This window comes from Legionella sp. MW5194, from assembly GCF_016864235.1.
Classification (GTDB): domain Bacteria; phylum Pseudomonadota; class Gammaproteobacteria; order Legionellales; family Legionellaceae; genus Legionella_C.
Map to the genome: position 1 here is coordinate 129,581 of NZ_CP045732.1, position 19,863 is coordinate 149,443.

Sequence of the window (19,863 nt, forward strand, 5' to 3'; positions counted from 1 at the left end):
ACCCATTTACTGAGGTTATCATGCTGCCATTTCCTTCCATTGATCCCGTTGCTTTTTCCATTGGCCCCCTGCAGGTGCATTGGTATGGGTTGATGTATCTTTTGGGCTTTGTCATGGCCTGGCTGCTTGCGCATTGGCGGGCGAAACGGTATGCGCTTGACTGGAGCAGTGAACAAATCAGCGACCTGATTTTTTATGCGGCCATTGGTGTTATTCTCGGCGGCCGCTTGGGGTATATGCTGTTTTATGGCACTCAGCAACTCCTGGCTAATCCCTTGTCCTTGTTTAGGTTATGGGAAGGCGGCATGTCGTTTCATGGCGGATTGCTGGGGGTGATGGTCGCTCTGGCTTTGTTTGCACGTAAAACCAAAAAAACCTTCCTGCAAGTTGGGGATTTCATTGCACCGCTGGTGCCTTTGGGATTGGCCGCCGGCCGGGCAGGCAATTTTATTAATGGTGAGTTGTGGGGGCGGGTAACGACTGTTCCCTGGGCCATGGTTTTTCCCCATTCCGACGGGCTGCCACGGCATCCGTCGCAACTGTATGAGCTGGGTCTTGAAGGAATTGCTTTGTTTATTCTGCTCTGGTGGTATGCCTCCAGGCCTCGTCCGACAGGGCGGGTATCGGCTTTGTTCTTAATCGGGTATGCTATGAGCCGGATGGTTGTCGAATTTTTCCGGGTGCCTGATGTGCAATTGGGTTATTTGGCATTGGGTTGGTTAACCATGGGGCAGTTGTTATCAATTCCCATGCTTATTTTAGGACTCTGGTTGTGGTGGCGGGCTGAATCATGAAAACATATCTTGAATTAATACAACATGTACTGGATAAAGGTGTAAAAAAATCGGATCGTACCGGGACCGGTACGCTGTCGGTGTTTGGTTACCAGATGCGTTTTAATTTACAGGAGGGTTTCCCTCTGGTTACCACCAAGAAATTACACACGCGAAGCATTATTCATGAGTTATTGTGGTTTTTAAAAGGCGATACCAACATTGCCTACCTGCATGAAAACGGCGTGACCATCTGGGATGAATGGACTGACAGCGAGGGCAATTTGGGGCCTGTGTACGGACAGCAATGGCGCTCCTGGCCGGCAGCGGATGGCCGTACCATCGATCAACTAAGCGAGCTGCTTCTGCAGATTAAGACCAATCCTGATTCAAGGCGATTGATTGTCAGTGCCTGGAATGTCGGCGAACTCGACAAGATGGCTTTGATGCCTTGCCATGCCCTTTTTCAGTTTTATGTCGCCAACGGCCAGTTGTCCTGCCAGCTGTATCAACGTTCTGCCGATATTTTTTTAGGTGTGCCGTTTAATATCGCCTCTTATTCTCTGTTGACCCACATGGTTGCGCAACAGTGCAATCTGGAGGTGGGGGAGTTTATTTGGACTGGCGGTGATTGCCACCTGTATTTAAATCACCTGGAACAGGCCCGCACCCAATTGGCACGCGAGCCCTTGCCTTTACCGCAACTGCGCTTGGCCCGTCGCCCGGATAGCCTGTTTGATTACCGCTTCGACGATTTTGTGTTTGAAAACTATCAATGCCATGCGGCAATCAAAGCGCCCATTGCAGTTTAACCTGACTGCTTTACCGCGGCTTGCGCCGCGGTTTCTCCCAAATAAAGATTGGCCAAGATCGTTAAACCGACTGATAAGGATTCACGGACTGGCGAACGTCTCTGGCTGACGGTTCAGCACCCCCGTGGTTATAAACAGTTGCGCGAGATAATAGGTGATCATCACCGCCAAAGGCATCCAGCGTGAAGGAATAACAAAGAGACCCAAACCCAACAGACTGTCCGATACCAGGAAAAAGCAGGCGCCAGAGATAATAGTCCCTGCCTGTTGCTTCACCTGGAAAGCGGAAAAGACCATGGTAAGCAAGGCAATGAGATACACTAAAATCGGGATGGCTAACTGTCCGAAGGCGGTATGAAAATAGCTGTAGCCGCCGATGGCAAGGCTTAAAGGAATTAAACTAATCATCAGGCGATTGCGATTAAACTGAAAATCACGCAAAAAGAGATTGATGTAAACACAATGAGCCAACAGAAAGCACACCATGCCAATCATGAACGCGAGCTGACTTGGGTGCGTCAAGACGACATCACCGCCCAAAGAAAAGCCTAGAGCCAGAGTCAGCAGGAGTTTAATCCTGAAATCCTGCGGCATGGTTTTAACCAGGATCATCAGGCAGACAATCGGCAGCGGCTTTAAAATCGTGGTTAGCGGGTAATTAATAAAAGGCAGCAGTAAAAGATAAAGAAAAGCAAACACTAAAAAAAGAGTTAAAATCCGTTTGGGCAGTTCGTGAGGCATGATTACCATCCAGTTGGTAGGATGGCTTCATTTTAACGATTTCGTGCCCATGAAGATATCCCGGTTGAACACAGTGATGATTAAAATTTTGTCAACGGGACCAATGTATGGTTTAATATTGACCGTGTTGTTTTACTATGGGTATTTTATATGAAAAAAACAATCGTTCTGCTCATCATGAGTCTGGTTTTCTCTTCCGTGTATGCCAGCAAGCTCAGTCATTATTTTAAGAAAATGGAAGAGGAAGATCGCGCCAATCAACAGCGTGAATTACAACAGGACATGAATTTTGCTGATTTTGCTTTCCGTCTTGATAAACGCTACACCGATGAAAATGGTCAGCGCTGCCGCGATTACGTTTTTCGTTCCCGCAGTAACCCCTATCGTCACGGTTATTTTACCGTGTGCGACGAACGCTAGGCTTTAACCCCGGGATGTTTTAAAACAACGCAACCCGGGATTTCCGCCTTTTTAATAGTCAGGTCATTTACCCCTGCTGGTGATAAGAAGGGGTGTGCCTGGATTCGCTTCCATTGCCTGTTTGACCAGTATCCCGCCATTGATGGGTGTGCCGGTCCAGTCCGCAATCAAGGTAGGGAAGTCAGGTTTGGCGTCTTCTACCCACCAGGCCCAGGCCGTATAATGAACCTGATGATCCTGAATGTAGTTCAGGATGGCAGTGTAGGATTGTTTATAGGTATCCGGGACGCTGTCTTGGGCGGTTTTTGGGAAATGATCCCGGATGTTATCGCCAAATTCGGTAAAAATGACGGGATATTTACCTATGACGCCCTGTAAACTGGCGCTGATTTGTTCATAGGGCCGCTGATAGGGATGCGAGCCGTAAACGATGTTTTCTCCCTTGATCACATAGCGGTAATTGTCGCTGGCATTCACAAAACTTAAATTAAATCCCCACTCCGTGCCATTGACAATGCAAATGTTGTTTGCACCGGTAGCCCGAATGGCATCAACCAGCTCCTGATAGCCCGCATAGCTGGCGTTACCTTTAAGCCAGACGTCCTTATCAATGACCGGTTCATTGAATAATTCGAACATGACGGTGCCGTACTCTTTGTATTGGCGAGCCACGTCTTGCCAGAATTTAACGGACGATTCTTTAAAGGCCATGTTGTCCTGACCGTCTTTATCAAGCCAGTGCAAATCGATGATAACCGCCATGCCGTTTTGCGTGGCATGGTAAATGATGGCGTCAACGATTTGTTTATAAGAGCCTTTGACATCCGCCGGTTTGGACTCAAGCCAGCTTTTTTGTTTAAGCGAGAGCCTGATGGTGTTGGCTCCCCATTTTTTCATGTTCAGAAGGTCATCTTCACTGAGAAACTGACCCTGTTTATTCCATTCGAGCGAGGGTCTTGCCATTCCACGTATCACAATCACATTGCCTTCATTATCCACAATTTGATTGCCCTTGACCTTCAGCAGGTAAGGTTTGGAGGTATTAATTGCATACACGGCCGGCGTGGCGCGAGGTGTGTCAGCAAAGGGGCCTGCATCCGTTGGGTTATCCGGGGTGACAATTTTGCCTTTGTCTGATACGCGGATAATCCATTGTCGGGGGTTGTTCGGCTCCTGTCTAAGCTCCAGGCCATCAATATAATAACCGTTTTTCGCGTCATTGCGGTAGTTTTGAAAACGGACGGTCGATCCATTGTTCAACAGGGTCAGGGTGCCATAGTAGTTATTATTTTCATCATAAATAGTCCATGCACTCCATTGTTTGTCCGCCTCGCTATGGGTGGGAATTCCGGCGCCGGCATTGTTCTGGCAGTTGCCATAGCCCGCCTGGTATTGACCCCATGAGTTGCCGCCATTGGCCTGCAATTGAAGTCTTAAATTGGGCTTAACGCCTGTTCCCAGATAGTTGCACAGGGATTGATCGGTGGCGTAAGACGTGACACTGACTAAGAGCGTGAACAACAAAATGATGTGACGAGCGGCTTGGTTTCGACGGGACATCATCGTCATTGAATGGGTCCTTTGGGTTAAGTAATGATCGGTTTGGTTAATGTCACCGAGTTGCGAAAGCGGTTTTCTCATCACCAAAGCGGTCATAAAAAGAATACAATTATACCATTGTGTTGCAATATTGTTCAACTTTGTTGCAGAGTTTCTTGGCAAGACGTAAGAGCTACTCTTGCGTTACCCCCTTAAATTTGTTATTTTGGACGACGTTTGTATAAAAAACAGACATTGCTTGATCAAGCAGGTGACAGGGCGGATAGCCGTATTTTAAGTAATTAACGAAGGATGTTATATGTCTTCTCATGACGCAGGGGTAGTAACAACGGAGACTTCGCTCAAAGTTTCTGAGTGGCAGAAGCAGGATACGATCTGGATGCTTGGGCTGTATGGAACAGCCATTGGCGCAGGCGTTCTTTTCCTGCCTATTGATGCCGGGATGAATGGCTTTTGGCCGTTATTGATCATGGCCGTGCTCGCATTCCCGATGACTTATTTTTCTCACCGTGCCCTTTGTCGTTTTGTGTTATCCGGCTCAAAACCCAAAGCCGACATCACTGCCGTTGTCGATGAGCATTTTGGGGCGCTGGCGGGCAAAGTCTTAACCTTCCTCTATTTTTTTGCCATTTACCCTCTGCTGTTAATGTACAGTGTCGCCATTACCAATACGACGCAGAGTTTTTTGATTAATCAGCTGGGGATTACGCCGCCGTCACGGGCTGTGTTATCCATTACCCTGATCCTGGCGTTAATGGCCGTTATCCGGGTGGGGCAGCAGTTTGTGGTAAAGGCGATGAGTGTTCTGGTTTATCCGTTCATCACCATGCTTATGCTGCTGGCGCTTTATTTAATCCCGCACTGGAATGGGGCCATTTTAAATCAATCCGCCGCGATTGACCCCAACGGGCATGGGCTACTGATGTGCCTGTGGCTAATCATTCCGGTCATGGTGTTTTCATTTAATCATTCGCCGATTATTTCTTCCTTCGCCGTCCACCAGAAACAGCAGTATGGCCAGGATGCGGATCGCCGAAGCAACCAGATCCTGCGTTACAGCCACCTGATGATGGTGGTGACTGTGCTGTTTTTTGTATTCAGTTGCGTATTCAGTTTATCGCCACAGGATTTGGCTGAAGCCAAGCGGCAGAACATTACCATCCTGTCTTACCTGGCGAACCATTTTAACAATCCACTGATTGCCTATGCGGCGCCTTGCATTGCGTTTATCGCCATTTCCAAATCCTTCCTCGGGCATTACCTGGGGGCCAGTGAAGGGATGCACGGCTTATTGATCAAATCCATGGCCAAAAAGCACAACGAAGCCGACGGCAAACGCTATCAATTGTACTTGGCCATTGATATTTTCATCATTATCACCTGCTGGATCGTCGCCACCATTAATCCCAGTATTTTGCGGATGATTGAAACCCTGGGCGGCCCGGTGATTGCGATGATTCTGTTCTTATTGCCCATGTATGCGCTATTAAAAGTGCCCGCAATGAAACCCTATCGTCACAGGATTACCGATGGCTTTATCACCCTGATTGGCCTCATTGCTATTTCAGCCATTCTTTATGGGTTAATATCCTGGTAAAACGTTTCATTTGCTGAAAAGGCGGGTTATCCCGCCTTTTTTGTCAGTGTGCTTCATCCCAGTTGAGGCCTACACCCACAGAAACCTGCAAGGGCACGGAAAGTTGCACGACATTTTCCATTAACGACGGGATAGTCTGGCGGCAAACTTCAACGGCCTCTTCGTGCACTTCAAACACCAATTCATCATGAACCTGCATGATCATACGGGCTAATGGTTCTTTTTGTTGATTTTGCCAATCGGCTACTGCCAACATGGCTTTTTTAATGATGTCGGCGGCGGTGCCCTGCATCGGGGCATTGATGGCCGCCCGCTCGGCGGCTTTCTGACGCATGATGTTGCGCGTATTAATTTCCGGTAGATGCAGACGGCGGCCAAATAAGGTTTCCACATAGCCGAATTGATGCGCCTGTCTGCGGGTGCGTTCCATGTAATCGAGGACACCGGGATAACGTTTAAAATACGTTTCCATGTAATATTGGGCATCCTGACGTTCAATGCCTAATTGTTTGGCCAGGCCAAAAGCGGACATGCCATAAATCAAGCCGAAATTGATTGCTTTCGCACGACGGCGATGCTCCTGGGTAATGTCGTCGAGGCTGACTTGAAAAATTTCGCTGGCTGTAGCCGCATGAATATCCCATCCCTGTGCGAAAGCTTTAAGCAAATTGGGATCCTGCGACAAATGCGCCATGATGCGCAACTCAATCTGGGAATAGTCAGCCGCCAGGATGCGGTGATGAGGCGGAGCAATAAACGCTTTGCGGATAAGGCGTCCTTCTTCACTGCGAATGGGGATATTCTGCAGATTGGGATCACTGGACGACAAACGGCCGGTGGCGGCCACCGCCTGATTGTAACAGGTATGGACACGGTGCGTACGCGCGTTGATGCGTTTCGGCAGGGCATCAATGTAGGTCGAGACCAGTTTACTTAAACCGCGGTATTCAAGGATAACGGCTGGTAATCGGTAATCAAAAGCCAGCTCCTGCAGAACCGATTCGGCCGTGGACGGTTGGCCTGTGGGGGTTTTGGTAAACACTGGCAATTTTAATTCATCAAACAGAATTTCCTGCAACTGTTTGGGGGAGTTTAAATTAAAGGGCCGTCCCGCCAGTTGCACCGCTTCCATTTCCAGCGCAACCATGCGTTCTTTCAGGCGTTGCCCATGACGAGTCAATGCGTTTTCATCGATAAGCACCCCGTGGTTTTCAATTTCTGCAAGCACGGTGACTAGCGGCATTTCAATGTCGTTTAAGACCTGTTTAAGTGATGGATCCAGTTGGCGGTAAAGGGTGTGATGCAATCTCAGCGCAATGTCCGCCTCTTCAGCGGCATAGGGGGCTGCCTGGGTAAGCGGGATATGGTCAAAAGGCAATTGTTTACTGCCCTTGCCAGCAATTTCTTCAAGGTGTATGGTCTTGTGGCCTAAGTATTTCAATGAGAGCGATTCAATGTCGTGGCTACTGCTGCTGCTGTTTAAAACATAGGATTCCAGCATGGTGTCAAAGGCGAGACCGCGGAGGGTAATGCCGTGGTTTTTAAGAATGCAGTAATCGTATTTGAGATTTTTGCCAATTTTGCCAATGCCTGGGTTTTCTAAAACCGGCTTTAAGGCATTTAAAACCAAATCCAGCGGCAGTTGCTCGTCCTGATTCGCATGGCCGATTGGAATATAGGCTGCGCCTTGTGTGTCCGTAGCCAGCGCAATCCCAACGAGTTGGCCATCCACCGGTTCAAACTGGGCGGTTTTGGTATCCAGGCTGAACTGGCTGCAGCCATTGAGTTGGGTTACCCACTCGTCTAAGTCGGCTGCGGTGGTAATCAGGGCATAGTGAATGACAGAGGATTCTTCTTCAAGCATGTCGATTTGCAATTGCTGCTGGGGCTCCTGGCTGCTCAGTAATTCTTTAAGCCAACCTTTAAATTCAAGCTCGCGAACCAGGTCGGTGAGTGGTTGTGGTTGGGCTGTCTGAATAACCAATTCATCAAGGGTCATTGGTAATTCCACGTCCGTTTTGATGGTGACCAAGCGTTTGGAAAGCGGTAAATGCTGCAGGGCTTCCCGCAGATTCTCACCGATTTTACCGCTGATGGCATGCGCATTGGCTACCAGGTTATCGAGCGTTTGATACTGCTCCAGCCATTTAGCCGCTGTTTTAGGGCCGCATTTGTTTACGCCAGGAATGTTATCGACGCTGTCGCCAATTAAGGTCAGGTAATCGATGATTTGTTCGGGTTTGACGCCAAATTTCTGATAAACCCCATGGCTGTCTAATAATTGATTGGTCATGGTGTTAATGAGGGTTACCTGCGGATTGACCAGCTGGGCCATGTCCTTGTCGCCAGTGGAAATAATGACTTGACGGCCTTGGGCCGCGGCCAGTACGGCGAGGGTGCCGATAACATCGTCCGCTTCTACTCCATCGACAATAAGCAAGGGCAATCCCATGGCTTTTAACAAGGTCAGCAGAGGTTCAAACTGACAGCTTAAGTCATCGGGCATGGGGGCGCGGTGTGCCTTGTATTCCGGGTACCAGTCATCGCGGAACGTTTTTCCTTTGGCATCAAAAATAACCGCCAGATGCTGCGGTTTATAATCCTTGATTAAGCGCTTGACCATATTGGCCACACCATAAATGGCACCCGTGGGTTTGCCTTTGGAATTGGTTAAGGGAGGCAATGCATGGAAAGCACGGAAAAAATAGGATGAACCGTCAACCAGAATTAATGGGGATGTCATTATTCACTCGCTTCATATTGAGCTAAACGCTCACTCAACTCATTGACTTTCTCGCTTAAGGCTTTTAAGTTTTTCCGCATCAGTGGAATACGCGTCACGGAAAGTTCTTGCTCAATGGCTTTGTCGCGTGGACGTGCTGGATTGCCCAGATAAATATTGCCTTCCAGCAAATGTTTTTTAGGTGGAACACCCGCGCGTGCGGCTAAAATGACCCCGTCATCGATGCGCACATGATCGCTAACCCCGACATTGGCAGCGAAAATGACATGGTTACCACTGGTGGTACTGCCGGCGATGCCGGTGAATGCACAGAGAATATTGTGCTGCCCCAGTTTAACGGAATGCGCAACCTGAACCAGATTATCAATTTTCGTTCCTGCCCCAATGATCGTAGAACCCAGCGTGGCTCTGTCAATCACCGCATTGGCACCCACTTCCACATCGTCTTCGATGACCACATTGCCAAGATGGGGCATTTTGAGGTGTTGTCCATCAACAAAAGTATAGCCGAATCCATCCGAACCGATCACGGTGGCCGCATGAATGCACACACGCTGGCCAAGGTGGCAACCATCGTAAATGGTAACGTTCGGATGCAGGGTGGTACCAGCGCCAATCGTTACTTTTTCGCCAATGTGGACATGGCCCTTCAGGATGCATTCATCGCCAATCACGGTCTGTGCGCCGATCACCACGTAAGGGCCGATGTAGACATTTTTACCAACGGTGGCGTCGGGTGCAATCACAGCGGTAGGATGAATTCCGGGGGCTGGCTGCGGCTGCGGGTAAAAGTGGTTGAGTAACTCGATAAAGGCTTTAATCGGGTTTTTAACCTGGATAACGGGTTTAACGTCGCTGGTGACCGACAAATTCACCAGAATGGCGGCTGCTTCCGATTGCTCGGCAATTTTCAAATTGTCATTCCCGTCAGCAAAAACCAGTGAGCCGGGAAGAATATTATCAATGGGGGATATGCACTGGACAAGTAATTGTTCATCCCCGACTACCGTACCCTGTACCCGATTTGCAATTTCAACTAAAGATGCCTTCATCAACGAACCTATATAAACCATGCAAAATAGCAGGATTATACCGCGATGCGGGATTAGTTGCGAATCATGTTTTATTGCCTGTCATGGCCGCAGTAATAGCGCCATTAAGATACGCTTCTAAGCAACAGGGCGGCGTTGGCTCCACCAAAAGCAAAATGTTGAGACAAGGCGATATCGATCGGTTGTTTGCGGGCGTTATTGGCGACATAATCCAAATCACAGGCAGGATCGGGCTCATTGAGATTAATGGTCGGCAGCAACAGGTCTTCCTTTAAACTTAACGCGGTGGCTATGATTTCCATGGCGCCGGCAGCGCCTATGGGATGGCCGGTCATGGCTTTTTGTGCTGTAACGGGTATATCGTAAGCCCGCTCGCCGAACACGCGTTTGATGGTTTTTGTTTCGGTGATGTCGTTGAGTTCAGTGCCTGTGCCATGGGCATTGATGTATTGCACGTCATTGATGCTGAGACGGGCATCATCAAGAGCGGTTTGAATGGCACGAACCTGACCTTCAGAGTCCGGTGCGGTGACATGATAGGCGTCGCAACTGGCGCCAAAACCGATGATTTCGCCCCAAATGGCCGCGCCCCGTGCGCGGGCGTGCTGATATTCTTCCAGGATGAGGATTCCCGCGCCATCAGCCATCACCATGCCGCTGCGATTTTTATCGAAGGGTCGGCAGGCCTGAGCGGGATTCTCATTCTGGGTTGACATAACCCGCAATTTACACCAGGCCGCCATGATGGTTTCCCACAACAGGGATTCCGTTCCACCGCAGAGCGCGACGCTTAACCGTCCTTCGGCTATTTGCTGATAGGCATTGCCAATGGCTTCAGCAGACGAAACGCAGGCATTGGAAATGGTGGAGTTCGGGCCGCCTAAACCAAAAGCAATGGCAATGTGATTGGCTACAGAATTGGGCATGCCGCGGATGACGCTCAGCGGAGGGATTTTTTTCCATCCTTCATTAAAAAAAGCCTGATAAGCGGATTCCAGTTCAGGCGTGCCCCCTAAGCTTGTGCCAATGTAGGTGCCGGCTTTTGCCAATTCAGTCTTGCTTAAACCGGCACGTTCAATGGCGTGATGGCTGCAATAAAGGGCATATTGAGTCGCTCGCGGGTAGCGTTTGCTTTTATCGAATTCCGGAAGATGGGCTAGGGAAAAATCATGGATTTCGCCGGCAATCTGGGTGGGGTAAGGGCTTGGGTCATAATTTTGAATGCGTTTTATCCCGCATTGGCCTTTAACCGCTGCCGCCCAAAAATTGTCTAATCCGTTACCGATGGACGACACGATCTCCATGCCAGTGATCACCACGCGCTTTTTCATTCCATACCCTCAGGGCTTTCCGTAAGCAATAAAAGGCAATACTAAAGGGGGGCAAGAAAACCTGTCAAGCGAATTGACAATTCTTTCGTGGGAGGGGCAGCAGCACGGTACAGGCCATTGTTTTATAAGCATTATTGCTGGCTGCGAGCCATACTCGACACCAGCATGATTCGCAAGGAATCAATGGGTATAAACCAGTAGTCATGTTCATAAAGGACGCTGAAGCCATGACGAAGGTACAGATCAAGCGCGCCGCGATTGGTGGTTTCAACATCCAGCTCCTGCCGCTCTTTGCCCTGCGTTAAGGCGTGATTGATGCAATACGCGAGCAATTCGCTGCCAAGACCCTGGCGTTGATAGGCAGGAAGGATTGCAATGTCGGAAAACAAGGCATGGGTTTCCTGCCAGCGAATATGGGCTTTACCCACAGGGTTTCCATCCAGCAGGGCCACAAAAATGCTGTAATCATTGTCATCGAGCAGGGTAATGAATCGCGACGGCACGCTCATCTGTCCCTCTTTAAAGCAGGCATCGTCAATGGCACACAGTGTCTCGACGTCGTTAAATTCAGCTTTTCTGACAGTCAGGCGGGGCTGATTAAGCAGAATGGGTTTATAGCCATTGCGCTGCATGTGGTATTCGGTTTGCTGATAGCTAAAACCTGAGTTGGCGAGCCAGGACGTGTTCAGGTTAGACGGCATGGAAAAAATGACAAAATCCATCTGCTTGGCGGTTAACAGAGGGAGGATCGTCTCCAGCAGCAAACGGGATAATCCCTGACGGCGATGAGAGGGAGCCACCAGCAAACTGATTTCGCAGGCATTAGAATAGAAAAAATAAACGCTTAAAAAAGCAACCAGTCTGTCTTTTTCATAGTAGAGGACGTTGCTTTCCGTGTCCCTTTTCTGGGTGAGAATATGCCGGTAAAAAGCCGGCAATCCACCATCCGCCTGCTTGCACACGTCAAGCAGTTGATCAAAGTCTTTCAGTTGTTGCCCAGTGATGTGACGGTTGCAAATTAACATGGGAATCTTTGTTAAAATAAAATAATTATTGCACAAATTCGAGTCTTTTTGTGACGCACCTGCACAAGGCCGCGCAGCAAACCCGGCTACCCTTTTCATAAGGTCTGGTAAATTAACACATTGTTATTCGAATGTATCGTCATTGGCTGCTTTTTGCCCGGAAGACGTTTTATTGAACCAGTAGCGGTAAGCGACCGGCAAAAGAATAAGCAATCCAAGACAAAGCAAGGGTAACAGGATGTGTGGGTGAAAAATGATCGTCAGATCGGGTGTTTTATTGTGCGCAAATAAATAATTTAGACTGCTGCCGACACTCGCATAAATGAGGGTGCCGGGAAGAATGCCAAGAAAGGTGGCGGCAATGTAAGTTCTGACTGGTACATTCAGTAAGGCCGGCACAATATTCACCAACCAGAACGGAAACAGCGGGATGATGCGCAAAACCAGCAGGTAGGTGAAGGCGTTTTTTTGAAATCCCTGACGCATTACAGCCAGTTTGCCGCCGGCTTTTTTATTCATTAAATCCATAAAAGCAAAACGCACAGCAAAATAAAGCAGCACGGCGCCCAGGGTTGCGCTGAAAGCGACATAAATGCTGCCTGGGACCGTGCCGAACAACAGCCCTCCCGTCAAGGTGAGTAATAAGGCCCCCGGGATTGAAATGGCGACGGTAATAATGTAGGTCAGCATAAACAACGCCGTCACCAGAACATAATGGGACGAGGTCCAGCGCCTCAGCGTCTGGTGATGTTGTTGTAACTGCTCAAAATTTAAATAGTGATGCAACCCCAGGCTAAAAAACAGACCTGCGGCAACAAGAAGCAGAAGCAGGGGCGACAAGCGGTACAGCCAGGTTTTAATGCTTGAATAAGTAGAGGTATTGTCCATAGCCCTCCTTTTCCATGTCCTGTTTTGGAATAAAGCGCAGTGCGGCTGAATTCATACAGTAACGTAATCCAGTGGGTTGCGGCCCATCGTCAAACACATGCCCTAAATGGGAATTGCCATATCGGGAACGCACCTCCGTGCGTTGAAAAAATAACCAGGAGCGTTCTTTCTTTAAGACCACGGTTTCTGAGGAAATGGGTTTGGTGAAACTCGGCCATCCTGTTCCTGAATCGTATTGGTCGGTGGAACTGAATAATGGTTCGCCGGAAACCACATCCACATAAATCCCTTCAGCCTTGTTATTCCAGTAGGCGTTATCAAACGCTTTCTCAGTCGCGTTTTCCTGAGTTACCTGGTATTGCAGAGGGGTTAATTGCTTAAGGCGGCTGGCTTTATCAAAGGACGGCGCCGCCAGGGCGACACTGGTTGAAAGCAAAAGTAGCAGCAGCGGTTTAATGGTTGACATTGTTCCATACCTTATCAATACGCGCATCGCGACCACAACGGTAACGGTAATAATTATAGCGCCAGTTATGTTTCTGGTAATAATTCTGGTGGTAATCTTCCGCTGCGTAAAACTGAGTCGACGGAACGACTTCCGTATACACGGTCTTAAATCGTTTTTCCATCGCCTTTTTACTGGCCAAGGCAATTTTTTTCTGTTCTTCATTTAAATAAAAAATGGCACTGCGGTATTGTCGGCCATGGTCGCAGAACTGACCGTCTTTGGTGGTCGGATCAATATGCCGCCAGAAAAAATCAACCAGTTGCCTGTAACTCACCACATCGGGATTATACATGACTCTCACCGCCTCGGCATATCCCGTACCGCCCGCAGACACCTGCTTGTAGGTCGGATCCTTGCTGGTGCCGCCGTCAAAGCCGGCCACGGTACCCAGCACCCCTTTCACCTTGTCGAAATCGGCCTCCACACACCAGAAACAGCCGCCGGCAAAAATGGCTTCTTCCACCTTGGCATAGGCTGAATTAAAAAGAAGCATCAACGCACACACGAACCCTTTGACCATGAGAGCCTCTCTGCATACTTTATACAACAAGTCTAGCAGTTTTAAGGCAAGGGATTGGACTTGGAGCGAAAGTGAGCGTCTGCACGCGCAAACTGCATCAGGCGAATGACGGCAGTCAGGCAAACGAGGGCAGTAAAAACCGCCGCTAAGCCATTGAACCAGTGCGGCATCAGCACCATGGCAATAAAAAAGCAGAAGGCTTCGGCCCTTTCCATCAGTCCAGGGCTGTAATGAAAGCTCTTGTAAGACTCATTCTGGCTAAAAATACCCACCACCAGAAAACTGGTAATGCACAAGAGCATACTGCCCAACATCAGAATAATGGCGAGGGCGTGTTGTGGATTGACCCAGTAAAACGCGAAAACCACCGCGAACTCCACCAGCCGATCCATCATAATATCCAGTACCGAGCCCATCGGCGACGACTGCTGCTGATGACGGGCCAGCGATCCATCCAGCGTGTCGCAATAGCCGGAAAGCAGCAACAGCATAATCGCCAGGCTGTTATAGCCCTGGCAAAGTGCTGGAATAAAGGCGACACCAAAGACACCGGACAGCCAGGTGATGGTCTGCGGTGTGGTGCGTTGATTTAAAACCCGGACTAAGGGGTCGACGAGCATTTTTTGATAATGATGGCGCAGTGTCTGTTCAAGCATCGAATCCTCTTTGCCCAGGATGAATACCGTAGTGTAATTAAAAAGAAAGGCAAAGGAAAATACACATGACTAATGGTTAATCAACCTGTACAATGTTGGTTTTTTTGTGTCGAAATCATGTGGGAAAAACAAAACTCATTGACCCAGGCTTGGAATCCCAACCAGCAGGACAACTGGAAGGCCTTGAAACGGGAGGCCATTTCCAGAGCAAAGACTCTTTTCATAAAAGGAAAACCATCCTTTATGACCCTCTACCGCTTTCTTGCTGAGGCCAGGCATCAAATGGCGGTTACCCTGCAGCAGGAGTCGCTTGAATACCTGGGAATTCTGCGCGATGAGCATTGCGAATACATTGATACCCCCCTCACCCTGCTTTATCCCGAAAAGGGGCGTTATGCCAGTTTTTTTCCCTGCCTCGCCGATCGTTATCAGCAATTAAGTCAATGCTTACCCTTAAATCAGGAAAGCGTGGGTCTTGCTTACCTTCTGTTCGGCGCGAACCAGGAGCAGACTATCAAGGCCGTCAACTATTTAAGCCTGGAGCATGACGGTTTGCAATTGACCTGTTTTTACACCATCACCGGATTTGAAGGGCAAAAACCCATTACCTGGTATGGTCTTGTGCATACACCGCGAACGCAATTAAAAGCGATTTTTGCACGGTTAGAGGACCTCTATCAGCAGCTTGATGCAAATCATCTGGAGAACAATGGCAAGGTGTTAAAGGAAATCATCTGGTATTTAGCCCATGCCATGCCTTGCGTCCGTGGCAGTGCGGCTATTCTTGAAATGATGATTCACCTGCTCGCTGAAACATTCACCATTGCGTTTGATTATCCGGAATGCGCGGTCCCCATCGATTTGGTTGCCTTGTTTACGGTTTCACCCGAGGCCTTCGATGCCAGTTTTCATTTAACACCCATGGCTGATTTAAAAAAAGAATTGCACCAGATCATCCAGGATGGCAAAAACAGTCCTTTCTTTTGCAGCCAGAATCCTGCTCTGACCGCGGCCAGAAAATTATTGAGCTGGATTAACGGCGCGACTGATTCATTCACCCCGGAAGAAATCGAATGCATGAACACCTCGGGGTCGCTGTTACATGAGCGGATAAGGCATTACCAGCTAAACGGCAGCTTACCCCTGTTCACCGCGTCCAATGATTCCGCGTTGGTATGTCAGGGGCCTTAAGCCTTGGCCGTGGTCGCCCGCTGCCAAAGGACAATGCCAAAGGTCACGGCCGCAAGCAGGCTTAAATACACGCCAGGCATGATGAGAAGGCCGGTGTAATGCACCAGGGTAGTGGCCACGAACGCGCTGGTTCCTCCAAACAGGGCATTGGCCAAATTATACGTCAGCGACAGGCCGGTGTAGCGAAGGGCTGGCGGAAATAAGGCCATCAATACTGCGGGAATAACGGCATAACTTAAGGTCACCATTACCGCAAAAAGAATCTGGGAAATGACAATGGCACTCGTTGTTGTGCGGCCAAGCCAGTAATAAAGCGGTGCAGACAACAGCATGAACGCCAGTGCACCCATCATCAACACGCGATAGCGGCCAATTTTATCCGCTGCATGACCGATGATCGGACAGCAGACAATGATGACGGCCAGCGTCAAGGTGTTAATGGTTAGCGTGTGCGGCAATTGAATGTGGTAAAAATGATGCAGGTAAGTCGCTAGGTAGAGGAAGGACAAATAAAAACCCGTCGATGGCAGCATCACGAGTCCAATGGCCTGGATCATGGTAGTGAGATGATGCTTAAACAAATGGGAAAACGTAACCCCTCGTGCCTTTTTATCAGCCAGCAGTTCGGCAAACACCGGCGATTCTGGCATGTGATGCCGCAGATACAGGCCAATCACCCCAAGAAGCAGACTGAACAGGAAGGGAACCCGCCAGGCCCAGGAGGCGGTAAAGTAATCAGTTACGGCTGCGGTGGCTGAACCCAGCAGCAAACCGCAAAAAGCCGAAGCCATGGCCAGCGACCCATAATAGGTGCCTTTATCCTGAGGCGCATGTTCCAACAGGTAAACAATGGAGCCGGTAAATTCACCGCCTACCGCGAGGCCTTGCAGAAGCCGGCAGAGGATTAACAGCAGGGGGGCTGCCATGCCGATTTGCTGATAATCCGGCAGCAGTCCGATGAGGGTGGTGGGAATGGCCATCAGCAGAATGGCGGACGACAGAGCCGTTTTTCGCCCGTAATTATCGCCAATGTAGCCAAAGATGACCGCGCCCAGCGGCCGCATGATAAAGCCGACAGCGAAGACGGCATAGGTGGTCAATAACGCCAGCGTGGCGTTATCATTGGGAAAAAACAAAGGGGTGATTGTCGCAGCAAAATAGCCGTAGAGCGCAAAATCATACCATTCCAGAATATTGCCAAGCAGTCCGGGTAACACAATACGATGCAGGGAAGGCGGTTTATTCATGGTGTTGGGCGACAAGAATCATTATAGTATGATGCTGGTATTTCTCCTTGCGGGTCAACAAGAAAAACATGTCGAAGGCTTTAATCTGGTTTCGAAGGGATTTACGCTGCAGTGATAATCCTGCCCTGCTCAAGGCTTGCCAGCATGACAATCTCCTGCCGCTGTATCTCCTGGATGAAGAGGGCGCTGAGTTGGGTGCCGCGCAGCACTGGTGGCTGCACCATAGCCTTGCCTCGCTGCAAAAGCAATTGCAAGGCCAGGGATTAACCCTGTATCTGCGCCGTGGTAATCCACTGCCCTTGCTTCAACAATTGATCCATGATTTCCAGATCGATTATGTTTACTGGAATCGCTGCTACGAACCAGCGGCCATCGCACGCGACAGCGCCATTAAGAAGGCCCTGCAGGCCATGGGGGTTCATGTTGAAAGCACGAATGGCAGTCTGTTTAACGAGCCGTGGACTGTAAAAACGCAAAGTGAAGGGTATTTTAAAGTCTTCACCCCGTATTGGAAACAAAGCTTAAAACAAATCACCCTGCCTGCGCCGGTTAGCATTAACCGCTGGCCAAAGCCAGTGGCCGGGGTAAGTACGGAGTCGCTTAAAGACTGGCAATTGCTGCCTTCAACACCCAATTGGGCATCGGCGTTTGGCGATTTCTGGCAGCCGGGCGAGGAAGGCGCTTTGCAAAAACTGGAACTGTTTATTGATCAGGGTTTGCGGGGATACAAAGAACGACGCAATCAGCCTGCGCTCACTCAGTCAACTTCAAGGCTTTCACCGCATCTCCATTTCGGTGAAATAAGTCCCTGGCAAATTGGCCGGGCCATCGAGCAGGCACGCAGGGATCCTGCCTGCGATGGCCAATCGGCTGACCATTTCCTGTCTGAATTAGGTTGGCGGGAATTTTCCTATCATCTGCTCTACCATTATCCCGCGTTGCCGGAGCGCAATTTCAGGAGCGAGTTCGATGCCTTCGTTTGGGAGAATGATCAACGTCGGTTAAAGGCCTGGCAATTGGGTAAAACCGGCTATCCGCTTGTTGATGCCGGCATGAGGGAGTTATGGCAGACGGGGTATATGCATAATCGGGTGCGCATGATTGCTGCGTCGTTTCTCACCAAGCATTTACTCATTGACTGGCGTTTGGGGGCATCCTGGTTCTGGAGTACGCTGCTGGACGCCGATTTGGCCAATAATTCGGCGAGTTGGCAATGGGTGGCTGGCAGCGGTGCAGATGCGGCGCCTTATTTTCGTATTTTCAACCCGGTGCTGCAGGGGGAGAAATTCGATGCGGAAGGCGAGTACGTGCGACGCTGGTTGCCGGAGTTAAGCGGCCTTGATAACCGCTGGATTCATCAACCCTGGAATGCGCCGCCCTTGAAACGGCCAAAGGCTTACCCTGCGCCGCTGGTGGATCATAACGCAGCGCGAGTTCTGGCGCTTGCCCGCTACCGTCAGTTGAAAGCTTAACTGATCATAAAAAACAGTATAAAAATCAGCGTCAGGAGAATGACCCAGGCATTGATTTTCTGTCGGGTGATTAATTTCAGCACCGTATAAAAAATAATACCGCTGCCTATGCCATCGGCAATGGAGGCTGTGAACGGAATCATCATGATGGTCAGCATGCAGGGGGCGGTTTCGGTGAGATCAGAAAGCGTGAGTTCATTGACATGTTTCATCATGCAGCAGGCGACATACAGCAGGGCAGGCCCGACTGCGTAGCTTGGGATCATCTGGGCTAACGGAAAGAAAAACAGCATCAAAAGAAAACCGACAGCAATGACCATGGCGGTCAGGCCGGTCCGCCCGCCGCTTTCAATACCGGCGGCCGATTCAATGTAAGGGGAGGTGCTTGCACAACCCAGCACGCCAGCCAATGTTGAAGCCGCTGCATCGGCGGTTAAGCTGCGGCTTAAGCGTTGCGGGTAATCCTTTTCCTGTTTAAACAGCGATTGATTCAGCAAACCAACCAGAGTGCCGGTTGCATCAAACACGGCAATGAGAAAAAAGGTAAAGGTCGCTTTGATGGCAGCGATGGATGAAAGGCCTGAAAAATCAAGCGCCAGGAACGTCGCCTGCATGGAAGGTGGCAAGGCCACAATACCCTGCCAACGTGTTAATCCGAGCAGCAGGCTTAGGAGGCTGATGCCCAGAATGCTGATGATGATGGCTGCCGGGACCTTATAATAATCGAGAATGAGAATCAGCAGAAAGCCAAGAAAGAAAAGCAGGGTTTCCAGGCGGGTGATGTCACCGAGTCGCATCATGGTGTGTTCATCACTGACGATGATCTGGCTGCTCTTTAAGGCAATGAGTGCGATAAGCAGGCTGATGCCGATGAGGATGGCTATCTGCAGGTTTTGCGGTATGGCTTCAAGCAGCAAGCGCCTAAGCGGCGTCAGACTGACAATAAAAAACAACAGGCCGGAAATAAACACCATGGCCAGCGCATGCGGCCAGTCAATGCCCATGCTGAGGACCACGCTGTAGGTGAAATAAATGTTCAATGCCATGCCGGGGGCTACGCCAATGGGGGTGTTGGCCCACCAGCCGGTGAGGGCACAGGCGAAGGCGGTGACTAAGCAGGTGGCAGTGAATACCGCGCCCTGATCCATGCCCGCCTCATGCAGAATGGCTGGATTGACAAAAGCAATGTACACCATGGTCAGAAAGGTAGTTATACCGGCAATGACCTCGGTGGTGATCGAAACCGAAGCAACGTCCTTTTTGACTTTTTCCATGGTTTAAGGTTACTTGGAGTAAAACGCAATCGTACACAAGGAATAGAGGATTT

Annotated in this window: 18 protein-coding genes; 6 read left to right on the top strand and 12 right to left on the bottom strand. The window is 49.6% G+C overall.

All coding sequences use genetic code 11. The features are described from left to right. Positions 1-20: 20 nt before the first annotated feature. Together lgt and thyA are read left to right on the top strand one after the other, a co-directional pair. A complete protein-coding gene (gene lgt / locus GH742_RS00615) occupies positions 21-794 on the top strand; it encodes a prolipoprotein diacylglyceryl transferase (RefSeq protein ID WP_203455697.1) in 774 nt (257 codons plus the stop codon). Further along, a complete protein-coding gene (thyA, locus tag GH742_RS00620) occupies positions 791-1,585 on the top strand; it encodes a thymidylate synthase (protein WP_203455698.1) in 795 nt (264 codons plus the stop codon). Before lgt ends, thyA begins: the two co-directional genes overlap by 4 nt. Positions 1,586-1,666: 81 nt before the next feature. On the opposite strand, the gene GH742_RS00625 is transcribed toward thyA, so the two are convergent. Further along, positions 1,667-2,326 carry a lysoplasmalogenase gene (locus GH742_RS00625; RefSeq protein WP_203455699.1) on the bottom strand — a complete coding sequence of 220 codons (660 nt, stop codon included), beginning with the start codon at positions 2,324-2,326 and terminating at the stop codon, positions 1,667-1,669. A 150-nt stretch (positions 2,327-2,476) separates the two neighbouring features. Between GH742_RS00625 and GH742_RS00630 the strand changes: the two genes are divergently transcribed. Continuing rightward, positions 2,477-2,746: a hypothetical protein gene (locus GH742_RS00630; protein ID WP_203455700.1), complete on the top strand. Its 270-nt coding sequence runs from the start codon at positions 2,477-2,479 to the stop codon at positions 2,744-2,746. A 63-nt stretch (positions 2,747-2,809) separates the two neighbouring features. On the opposite strand, the gene GH742_RS00635 is transcribed toward GH742_RS00630, so the two are convergent. Then, a complete protein-coding gene (locus GH742_RS00635) occupies positions 2,810-4,402 on the bottom strand; it encodes a glycoside hydrolase family 5 protein (RefSeq protein ID WP_203455701.1) in 1,593 nt (530 codons plus the stop codon). Positions 4,403-4,604: 202 nt separating this feature from the next. On the opposite strand from GH742_RS00635, the gene GH742_RS00640 reads away from it, so the two are divergent. Beyond that, a complete protein-coding gene (locus GH742_RS00640) occupies positions 4,605-5,903 on the top strand; it encodes a serine/threonine transporter (protein WP_203455702.1) in 1,299 nt (432 codons plus the stop codon). Between the two features lie 43 nt (positions 5,904-5,946). Here GH742_RS00640 and polA read toward each other — a convergent pair whose 3' ends face one another. The 8 genes from polA to GH742_RS00680 all read right to left on the bottom strand — a co-directional run bounded on the left by polA (position 5,947) and on the right by GH742_RS00680 (position 14,626). Beyond that, positions 5,947-8,646 (bottom strand): DNA polymerase I, encoded by a 2,700-nt coding sequence (gene polA, locus GH742_RS00645; protein WP_203455703.1) that lies wholly within the window; start codon positions 8,644-8,646, stop codon positions 5,947-5,949. Continuing rightward, a complete protein-coding gene (gene lpxD, locus GH742_RS00650) occupies positions 8,646-9,698 on the bottom strand; it encodes a UDP-3-O-(3-hydroxymyristoyl)glucosamine N-acyltransferase (protein WP_203455704.1) in 1,053 nt (350 codons plus the stop codon). Before lpxD ends, polA begins: the two co-directional genes overlap by 1 nt. 104 nt (positions 9,699-9,802) lie before the next feature. Continuing rightward, complete coding sequence (locus GH742_RS00655; RefSeq protein WP_203455705.1) at positions 9,803-11,029, bottom strand: beta-ketoacyl synthase; 1,227 nt, start codon at positions 11,027-11,029, stop codon at positions 9,803-9,805. A 131-nt stretch (positions 11,030-11,160) separates the two neighbouring features. After that, a complete protein-coding gene (locus GH742_RS00660; RefSeq protein ID WP_203455706.1) occupies positions 11,161-12,054 on the bottom strand; it encodes a GNAT family N-acetyltransferase in 894 nt (297 codons plus the stop codon). 123 nt (positions 12,055-12,177) lie between these two features. Then, complete coding sequence (locus GH742_RS00665) at positions 12,178-12,942, bottom strand: TVP38/TMEM64 family protein (RefSeq protein WP_239005235.1); 765 nt, start codon at positions 12,940-12,942, stop codon at positions 12,178-12,180. Next, positions 12,911-13,408, bottom strand: coding sequence for a peptide-methionine (R)-S-oxide reductase MsrB (gene msrB, locus GH742_RS00670; protein ID WP_203455707.1), 498 nt, complete (start codon positions 13,406-13,408; stop codon positions 12,911-12,913). The genes GH742_RS00665 and msrB overlap by 32 nt, the downstream gene beginning before the upstream one ends. Continuing rightward, positions 13,395-13,970 carry a peptide-methionine (S)-S-oxide reductase MsrA gene (msrA, locus tag GH742_RS00675; RefSeq protein ID WP_239005236.1) on the bottom strand — a complete coding sequence of 192 codons (576 nt, stop codon included), beginning with the start codon at positions 13,968-13,970 and terminating at the stop codon, positions 13,395-13,397. The genes msrB and msrA overlap by 14 nt, the downstream gene beginning before the upstream one ends. 41 nt (positions 13,971-14,011) lie before the next feature. Beyond that, entirely contained in the window at positions 14,012-14,626 is a 615-nt protein-coding gene (locus GH742_RS00680) for a CDP-alcohol phosphatidyltransferase family protein (protein ID WP_203455708.1), read from the bottom strand. A gap of 117 nt (positions 14,627-14,743) precedes the next feature. On the opposite strand from GH742_RS00680, the gene GH742_RS00685 reads away from it, so the two are divergent. Beyond that, the gene (locus GH742_RS00685) at positions 14,744-15,817 is read left to right on the top strand and encodes a hypothetical protein (protein WP_203455709.1); all 1,074 of its coding nucleotides are present in this window, start codon (positions 14,744-14,746) and stop codon (positions 15,815-15,817) included. Here the strand turns inward: GH742_RS00685 and GH742_RS00690 are convergent. Beyond that, positions 15,814-17,064, bottom strand: a complete 1,251-nt coding sequence (locus GH742_RS00690) for an MFS transporter (RefSeq protein WP_203455710.1) — start codon at positions 17,062-17,064, stop codon at positions 15,814-15,816. The genes GH742_RS00685 and GH742_RS00690 overlap by 4 nt on opposite strands. A gap of 68 nt (positions 17,065-17,132) precedes the next feature. Here GH742_RS00690 and GH742_RS00695 point away from each other — a divergent pair, with 68 nt between their 5' ends. Beyond that, the gene (locus GH742_RS00695; RefSeq protein WP_203455711.1) at positions 17,133-18,536 is read left to right on the top strand and encodes a deoxyribodipyrimidine photo-lyase; all 1,404 of its coding nucleotides are present in this window, start codon (positions 17,133-17,135) and stop codon (positions 18,534-18,536) included. On the opposite strand, the gene GH742_RS00700 is transcribed toward GH742_RS00695, so the two are convergent. Continuing rightward, entirely contained in the window at positions 18,533-19,810 is a 1,278-nt protein-coding gene (locus GH742_RS00700; RefSeq protein ID WP_203455712.1) for an NCS2 family permease, read from the bottom strand. The two genes, GH742_RS00695 and GH742_RS00700, sit on opposite strands and share 4 nt — an antisense overlap. Between the last annotated feature and the right edge of the window lie 53 nt (positions 19,811-19,863).

What these genes read in the sequence shown, in the direction of transcription:
- lgt (WP_203455697.1), top strand. Translation starts at nt 21, where the DNA reads ATGCTGCCATTTCCTTCCATTGATCCCGTTGCTTTTTCCATTGGCCCC.
- thyA (WP_203455698.1), top strand. Translation starts at nt 791, where the DNA reads ATGAAAACATATCTTGAATTAATACAACATGTACTGGATAAAGGTGTA.
- GH742_RS00625 (WP_203455699.1), bottom strand. Translation starts at nt 2,326, where the DNA reads ATGCCTCACGAACTGCCCAAACGGATTTTAACTCTTTTTTTAGTGTTT.
- GH742_RS00630 (WP_203455700.1), top strand. Translation starts at nt 2,477, where the DNA reads ATGAAAAAAACAATCGTTCTGCTCATCATGAGTCTGGTTTTCTCTTCC.
- GH742_RS00635 (WP_203455701.1), bottom strand. Translation starts at nt 4,402, where the DNA reads ATGACCGCTTTGGTGATGAGAAAACCGCTTTCGCAACTCGGTGACATT.
- GH742_RS00640 (WP_203455702.1), top strand. Translation starts at nt 4,605, where the DNA reads ATGTCTTCTCATGACGCAGGGGTAGTAACAACGGAGACTTCGCTCAAA.
- polA (WP_203455703.1), bottom strand. Translation starts at nt 8,646, where the DNA reads ATGACATCCCCATTAATTCTGGTTGACGGTTCATCCTATTTTTTCCGT.
- lpxD (WP_203455704.1), bottom strand. Translation starts at nt 9,698, where the DNA reads ATGAAGGCATCTTTAGTTGAAATTGCAAATCGGGTACAGGGTACGGTA.
- GH742_RS00655 (WP_203455705.1), bottom strand. Translation starts at nt 11,029, where the DNA reads ATGAAAAAGCGCGTGGTGATCACTGGCATGGAGATCGTGTCGTCCATC.
- GH742_RS00660 (WP_203455706.1), bottom strand. Translation starts at nt 12,054, where the DNA reads ATGTTAATTTGCAACCGTCACATCACTGGGCAACAACTGAAAGACTTT.
- GH742_RS00665 (WP_239005235.1), bottom strand. Translation starts at nt 12,942, where the DNA reads ATGGACAATACCTCTACTTATTCAAGCATTAAAACCTGGCTGTACCGC.
- msrB (WP_203455707.1), bottom strand. Translation starts at nt 13,408, where the DNA reads ATGTCAACCATTAAACCGCTGCTGCTACTTTTGCTTTCAACCAGTGTC.
- msrA (WP_239005236.1), bottom strand. Translation starts at nt 13,970, where the DNA reads ATGGTCAAAGGGTTCGTGTGTGCGTTGATGCTTCTTTTTAATTCAGCC.
- GH742_RS00680 (WP_203455708.1), bottom strand. Translation starts at nt 14,626, where the DNA reads ATGCTTGAACAGACACTGCGCCATCATTATCAAAAAATGCTCGTCGAC.
- GH742_RS00685 (WP_203455709.1), top strand. Translation starts at nt 14,744, where the DNA reads ATGTGGGAAAAACAAAACTCATTGACCCAGGCTTGGAATCCCAACCAG.
- GH742_RS00690 (WP_203455710.1), bottom strand. Translation starts at nt 17,064, where the DNA reads ATGAATAAACCGCCTTCCCTGCATCGTATTGTGTTACCCGGACTGCTT.
- GH742_RS00695 (WP_203455711.1), top strand. Translation starts at nt 17,133, where the DNA reads ATGTCGAAGGCTTTAATCTGGTTTCGAAGGGATTTACGCTGCAGTGAT.
- GH742_RS00700 (WP_203455712.1), bottom strand. Translation starts at nt 19,810, where the DNA reads ATGGAAAAAGTCAAAAAGGACGTTGCTTCGGTTTCGATCACCACCGAG.